The 7,010-nt window shown below is 46.3% G+C and carries 4 protein-coding genes and 1 pseudogene; all 5 read left to right on the forward strand.

Features of this window, described 5'->3' with window-relative positions; genetic code table 11:
• Nucleotides 1–278, forward strand: a pseudogene (locus tag B3N33_RS11985) (hypothetical protein); the annotation flags it as partial.
• A 10-nt stretch (nucleotides 279–288) separates the two neighbouring features.
• Complete coding sequence (locus tag B3N33_RS11990; RefSeq protein WP_214078274.1) at nucleotides 289–1,053, forward strand: PHP domain-containing protein; 765 nt, start codon at nucleotides 289–291, stop codon at nucleotides 1,051–1,053.
• 21 nt (nucleotides 1,054–1,074) lie between these two features.
• Nucleotides 1,075–2,085 (forward strand): Gfo/Idh/MocA family protein, encoded by a 1,011-nt coding sequence (locus B3N33_RS11995; RefSeq protein WP_214078273.1) that lies wholly within the window; start codon nucleotides 1,075–1,077, stop codon nucleotides 2,083–2,085.
• Entirely contained in the window at nucleotides 2,086–3,063 is a 978-nt protein-coding gene (locus B3N33_RS12000) for a Gfo/Idh/MocA family protein (protein WP_214078272.1), read from the forward strand.
• A 2,798-nt stretch (nucleotides 3,064–5,861) separates the two neighbouring features.
• Nucleotides 5,862–6,578 carry a metallophosphoesterase family protein gene (locus B3N33_RS13085; RefSeq protein ID WP_414674218.1) on the forward strand — a complete coding sequence of 239 codons (717 nt, stop codon included), beginning with the start codon at nucleotides 5,862–5,864 and terminating at the stop codon, nucleotides 6,576–6,578.
• Nucleotides 6,579–7,010 lie beyond the last annotated feature (432 nt).

Consider the following 7,010-nt stretch of genomic DNA (forward strand, 5'->3'; position numbering starts at 1 on the left):
AAGAAGAAATGAAGAAGTTGCACAACCCCGAGTATGCTGACGTCGCCTTCTGTTTGAAAAGAGGATATTCAAACTCATTGAAGTCGAGAAGGCCCGGGTCTTTTTTCGGATATCACGGAACTTTCCACGAGGAGCCCTCCGTGTTCATGTTTAGAGATATTCACAAGACAAAGAACTGCGTAGAGAGAGGTACTCTAGTCGACATTACGCCAACAACTCTCGATTTACTTAACATAAAATCATCTGTCGATTTCGATGGAATTTCACTGAAGAAATGAGGTTTGAAAATTGAATCTGACAAAACTTGATTATCATCTGCACACAAGCTATTCAGACGGAGAGATGACTTTTTCTCGGCTTCTTGAAGCTTTGGAAGGCAATGTAAGTGTATGTGGCGTGACTGATCACTTTGAGTTAAACCATCCATCCAGCATAGAATTCACAAAAGACTATCTTGAGGCCTTCGGAGCATTCAAAGAAAGCGCCAGGAGGCTCGGCATCTCCGCTCATCTCGGTGTGGAAACCGGGCTCGGGAAGAGCGGCATACTACTCCCTTTTATGATGGGCGAAATAGAGTACATCATTGCGAGTCTTCACAGAGTTCCGCTAGAGGGAACAAACAGTGAAGATTACTGGCAAGCTTACAAAGGTATCATTGCCGAAAATGCACGAAGAGGAGGCTTTCAGATTCTTGGGCACGTCGAGGGCTATCTCCCGCTTCTACCTCTTCTTGATCACGATCCGGGATTCGACAAGAAGAGGGAGATTGAGCGGCAGATCATTCACAAGTACTTCACGTCTGACTGGTACTCGCGATTGGCAAAGGATCTCGAGGCAAACGATATTGCACTCGAAATACATGAGCCATCAAAAACGCCGCGATTAGAAGTTCTGGATATTATGAAACGATCCGGAGTTGCTTTCTCCTACGGAACAGATTCCCACATACCTGAGCAGGTTTCCAAGAGGGGCTATCTGAAAAGAGTCATCCAGGAACTCGATCTGAAGGAAAGTGATTTTCTCGATATCGAGACGATTAACTTGAAAATATAGAGTATTTCGGGAGGAACTTGTATGACAAACGTTGGAATTATCGGTTGTGGAATGATGGGAAAGGTTCATTCCATTGCGTACAGCAGCTTGCAAGACGTCAATGTGAAAGCAGTAGCGAGTCTCTCAAGGGAACAGACTCTGGAATGCGCAAGACTCACCTCTTCAAAAGCATCCACTGTAGAGGAGATACTCACCGATGACGAAATAGAAGTAGTCAGTATCTGTACACCTACGGATACACACAGGGATCTTGTGGTGGAAGCGGCAAGAAACAGGAAGCATGTCCTCTGCGAAAAACCAATAGCCCGTACTCTCAAAGACGCTCTAGAAATGGTTGAGGTTTGCAAGCAAAACGGCGTTCTGCTGGGTGTGAATCATGTAGTGAGATTCTTTGACTCTTACTCTAGGGCAAAGAGCCTTATGGAAGACGGAGCTATAGGCACGGTGGTCATGGCAAGGATGTATCGCGGTGGTGTCTTTCCAAAGCACGGCTGGAACAATTGGTTCGACGAACTCGCTAGAAGCGGCGGAGTTCTTCTTGATCTTTCCATTCACGACTTCGACTTCTTGAGAACGGTCCTGGGAGAAGTAGAATCCATAACAGCAAGAAGCGTGAAAAACACTCCTTCTCATCCAGGCAGAAACAGAGACCATGCCATAGCTGTCGTCAAATTCACAAACGGTTCGCTGGCTCATGTCGAGGGCAGCTGGGCCGAGCCGGAAAACGCTCCTTCGAAATTCACAACTTCTTTCGAATTCGTGGGTAGAGATGGAATGATAACCTACGACAGCGATGAGGATTTCACTATTAGGGTGCAGACTGTGTCTAAGGATCTCCCGTCTTTCTCAAAGAGCACCCCCACAGCCAATGATCCTTATGGATTACACATACAGAAGTTCATAGAAGCGGTCAGAGAAGAAAGAAAGGTTCCCGTGGATGGTATTGAAGCTATTGAGGCGTTGAAGATCTCGCTGGCCGCCAACCGATCTGCAGAAAGCGGGAGACCTGTGAAGCTCCTGGAGGTGGTGTAGGTGTTCAGGATTGGAGTTCTTGGAATAGCCCACACGCACGGATACAGCTATATAAGGCAGATTCAGTCTCTCTCAGAAACAAGCATTACGGGTGTATTTGATCACGATTCTTCTAGAAGCGCAAAGACCTCGAATCTCTTGGGCATAGAACGCTTTGACGATCCTCTGAAGCTAATTGAAAACTCCGATGGGGTCGTAGTTACTTCCGAAAACTCATTCCATAAGCAATATGCGGAGCTTGCCATGAACAATGGCAAACACGTTCTGTGTGAAAAACCAATTGCTACAACTGAAGAAGATGCACGATCGATGCTGCAGACGGCGAGAGAAAACAACGTTGTCTTTCAGATGGCCTTTCCCGTAAGATACGCTCCATCGATTCAGCAGGCAAAGAAGGAAATCGAAACCGGCAGACTCGGCAGAATCCTCTCGGTCTCGGCTACAAATCATGGAAGAATGCCCGGAGGATGGTTCGTAGATGAGAAGCTTTCCGGCGGAGGGGCGGTTATGGATCATACCGTTCACGTTGTGGATATTATCCGCTGGCTACTAGATGTTGAGATCGTCGAGGTATCGGCCGAATACGGCAGACTCATTTACGACATCCCAGTTGAAGACTGTGGCCTCCTCCTGCTAGGTCTTTCTAACGATTCCTTCATGAGTCTCGACTGCAGCTGGTCAAGACCTGAAGCCTATCCTTACTGGGGAGATGTCACTCTCAATCTTGTCGGTACAAACGGTTCGCTCAAGATAAGCGCCTTTGATGCGAAGCTGAGAGTCTTCTCAAACAATAGAGGAGTCTTCTGGGAGAATTTCGGAGACAGTTTCGACAAAGCGCTGGTTAAGGAATTCGTTGATTCTGTAGTCGAGAAAAGAGAGCCTTTGACCTCAGGAGAAGATGGACTTGAAGCTCTAAGAGTTGCTCTAGCAGCATATGAAAGTGGAAGAACACATGAACCTATTCAAGTTAATCATTAGCAGCTCCCCATTATGAAAGACGACTAAAGGTGGTGAAAACTTTGAAAGGTAAACGAACATTGCTCGTTTTGGCAATCGCACTCATGAGCATCATGACTTTTGGTCAGATAGAAGTGCAGATGTTGCCATTTTGCTCGAGTGGAATAGAGAGGATGCCGTGGCTTCACGACGGCATTCTATATTTCGTAGGGACAAACTACGATATCTACTACACAACGCTTGAAAACGGAGAATGGGCTGAACCACAGTGGCTTCCGGGCGATATCAATACATCGGAGTACGAGATCAATCCCTGTGTTATTGAAAATGAAGGAGTGTTGGTTATGTATTTTGGTAGATACTCGGCCGATACTGACTATGATTTCTACAGATCGGTATTCGATGAAGAGAAGGGTGGCTGGGAAGAAGGAACTCTAATTGCTGAACTCAGCACGGGTGTAAAAGAGTGGGATATCTGGGTGAACTCAGACGAGACTATCGCATATTTCACGTCGGGAGGCACCTTCAACGGAAAGGAGCCTATCGGAGGAAGAGATATTTGGAGATCTGAATCAATCGACGGGAAATGGTCATCGCCAGAGAATCTCAGCTTTCTTAACACCGGCGGCGATGAATGGTCGGTATTCCTTGCTCCTGATGGTTCTATATGGTTTGATTCGGCAAGAGATGACTCAATCGGAGGATATGATGTTTATCGCTGGGACCCTTACACCAGGAGTATCGAGCACCCCGGAGAGCAAATGAATACATTTCTCGACGAAAGAAGTCTGTGGACCGATGGACAGATACTGTATTTTTCGGGATTGAACAGACCTGATGGTGCAGGGAGCTACGACATCTTCACATTATTATCTCCTCAAGAAAGGCAAGTGGAAAAAGAAGCTATTGCCGAAAGCGCAGACCCGATAACCGTTACTATCAATGATATTCGACAGAGATCCGAAGGTAGGTACTTGTTTCTAGACAACATCGTTGAGGTTGAAGGGATAGCAATGGTTAGTTCAGGCCTCTGGCACGACTCGGCGAACTACTTCGCCCTAACAGACAAGAGCGCAGGAATTCTAATCTATGCTCAAGGTTTTAAGGAGCCGCTCGTAGAAAAAGGTGATCTTGTACGAGTAAAGGGAACACTCACCACGGTCGGCTATACAACAGATGTAAACAGCCTTGTCATAAGACCGGCCTCTCCTGATGATATTGAGATAATCAGAAAAGGAGAGACATTGCCGGATCCTGCGATCATATTTACAGATTCTGCAAAGAGCCAGCTTAGAAATCTCGAAGGTTCGTTGGTGATGATTTTCGGGAAGATAAGCGCCTACGACAATGAAACAATCACCAGGGGATTCTGGTTGACTGGACCGTCAGACCGTGATTTCGACAGCGTATCTTCTGGAATGAGAGTGAAGTTCTATGACTATGCCGGCATAGACATATCTGCTCTTGGCGATGGAAGCTTCGTTGCAGTACAGGGAGTCCTGATCCAGGATAATGAAGGGGAGTTCTATGTCAGACCCACCATTGACGAAGATATTCGTGAACAGACAGAAAACAGGATCTTGTTCTTAACTACAATTGCAAGAAAGGACCTACTCACTCCGACAGAGGAAGAACCTGAAACCACAAAGAAAGAAGAGTCGAGAGATCTCGTACTTCCTGAGAACGTGGAAGCCATCACTTGGCTGCTATCGTCCGATAATGATTTCCTTTCGTCGAGGATTTCGGGCGCCTCGAACGGAAAAGAAGTCTTCGCTTGTCTGTACAAGGAAAAGGGAACAAGAACCAAAAACTATCCGCCTGCAATCTATGAACTCTTTCAGGGAAACGTGTCAAGCAAGATACCCTTCCCTGGGGAAGCTGAATTCCCTTACCTCAAGGACAATGTGCTGCTCTTTGCAGGAAGAATCCTGCCTGATGATCAAAACGCTGACTGGAAGATATATTCATATGACACAGCAACCAAAGAAATCAAGACTCTGACATCGGAGTCATATGACCAGATTGAACCCGTAATCTCTCCCAAGAAGGACTTCTTGCTTTACTCGGAAAGAAGAGATGGCAAATGGTTTGTTGTGAAACAGGATTTGTCGTCCGGTGAGAAGACGACTGTCGCTGAGGATGCGAGATCACCTACATTATCCCCTACAGGTAACGATCTTGCCTTCCAGCACTGGAACGGAAAAGACTGGGACATAGTTACTTTCAATATGAGAACCGGTAAGACAACTGGAATTCTCAGCAGTTCATTCAACGAATTCTCTCCAGTATGGTCGCCCCATGGTACAAAGCTTTTATTTGTTGCCGATTACAGAGGAGAAGTCGAAGTCTTCATCATGGATCTCTTCGACTATACGATTACTGCTGCAACGAAGGATATTTTCTTGACCACGAATCCATTCTGGCTCGATGAAAGCACACTGGGTTTCACAATGAAGACAAATCTCGGATGGAATATCGTTAAGACAAGCACCTCGCTGAAGGAAAAGCCTTCATCTGAGAGCATTTCTGCTGAAGAGAAATTCATCGTATCTCCGCGATTCGCTTTCCCATATCTCAGTGATAATCGCATTCTTGAGGTAATAACAAAGGAAGGTTATTCACAGCAAAGAGCAAGACTAATGGGCAGAACGGGAAACGCATATGAATTATCGCAGATCGCTGAACACACGTACGTAATTCCAGATCGAATTCCTGAAGGTCTTTATTCCCTCGAGGTTCTTGCAGCGAGTTCCGGGGTAGTTTACAGGCAGCTGGAAGAAAATGCTGTCAGAGTAGGGTCTCTTGATGAATCCTTTACCATCGTTCATCTTACCGATCCACATCTCGACCTGCTAAGCAAGCCGGAGAATATGCTCCTGTTCGAGAGACTGCTGAACGAGATCAGGGCAGAGAGCCCCGATCTCATGCTGATAACAGGCGATCTTTCCAGTTCCGCCCTTGCTTACACAACTGACTGGGAATTCATAAAGAAGAAGACTATTGAATATTGTGATTTTCCCGTGTTTATTGTTCCGGGTAATCACGATACACAAAGATCAGGCAGGATAAATGGGATGGAATTGTGGGAAGAGGTATTTGGGCCTTGTTACTACAGCTTCGAGTGGGGTTCATGGCACTTCTTGGGCCTAAATACGGCCGATTCAGAGTATGGATTTGTGAGCGGAGTAGTGTCTGAAGAACAAATGGAATGGATAACAGAAGAATTGAAGAGAATAGGAAGCGAGAAAATCATACTCTTCGGCCATCACAACTTCTACGATGACAGATGGATCTTTTTTGAGGAGACTGAACAGAGACGAGAGCTGCTTGATCTCTTCACTAGGAGCAACGTAGCATTGGCTCTTTTTGGTCATAGACATAGCGATGCGATCGATTATTCACTTAACACTCTTTCACTTACCACGAAGAGGGCAGTGGAAACTGACGGCACACTGGCATACAGAAGAATAGTTGTAGAAGAAGGACTAATCATCGAACTTGTAGAAGTCGAGCCGAAGGGCTCGTCGATTTTCTAGCAGCTGCAAGTACTACAAGATGTAACTGAAAAGAATGAACGGTTATCCGTAATCGCTTAACCATTCTCCGACGGAGCGAAAGCGAACCTAGAAAGCGAGAAGACGCTTTGTGAAGCTTCGCTTCGAGAAAGACCATATTCGAGACTACGAAGAACAAGGAAACCAGATCCCGTGCAATTGCATCACGGGATGACCCCAAAGAGGAGCCCTGAACAGGAACTTTTCAGGGCGGCTCGACAAAATAGCAACAAAATAGCAAAATAGGGACTCCATTTTTGGGAACAAGAACAGTTCCTCGTTCCGACGCTTCGCGTCCAGGTTCTCTCTCCTAGAACCGGGTCTAGGGTATGGGGTCTAGGGTCTCGTAAGAGCATTGAGAGCCGTCCTTCGACCTTCGTCCAGGAGCGTGGACCCGTCCTTGGGAAGAGCGGG

This window comes from Mesotoga sp. UBA5825, from assembly GCF_002432955.1.
Classification (GTDB): Bacteria; Thermotogota; Thermotogae; order Petrotogales; family Kosmotogaceae; genus Mesotoga.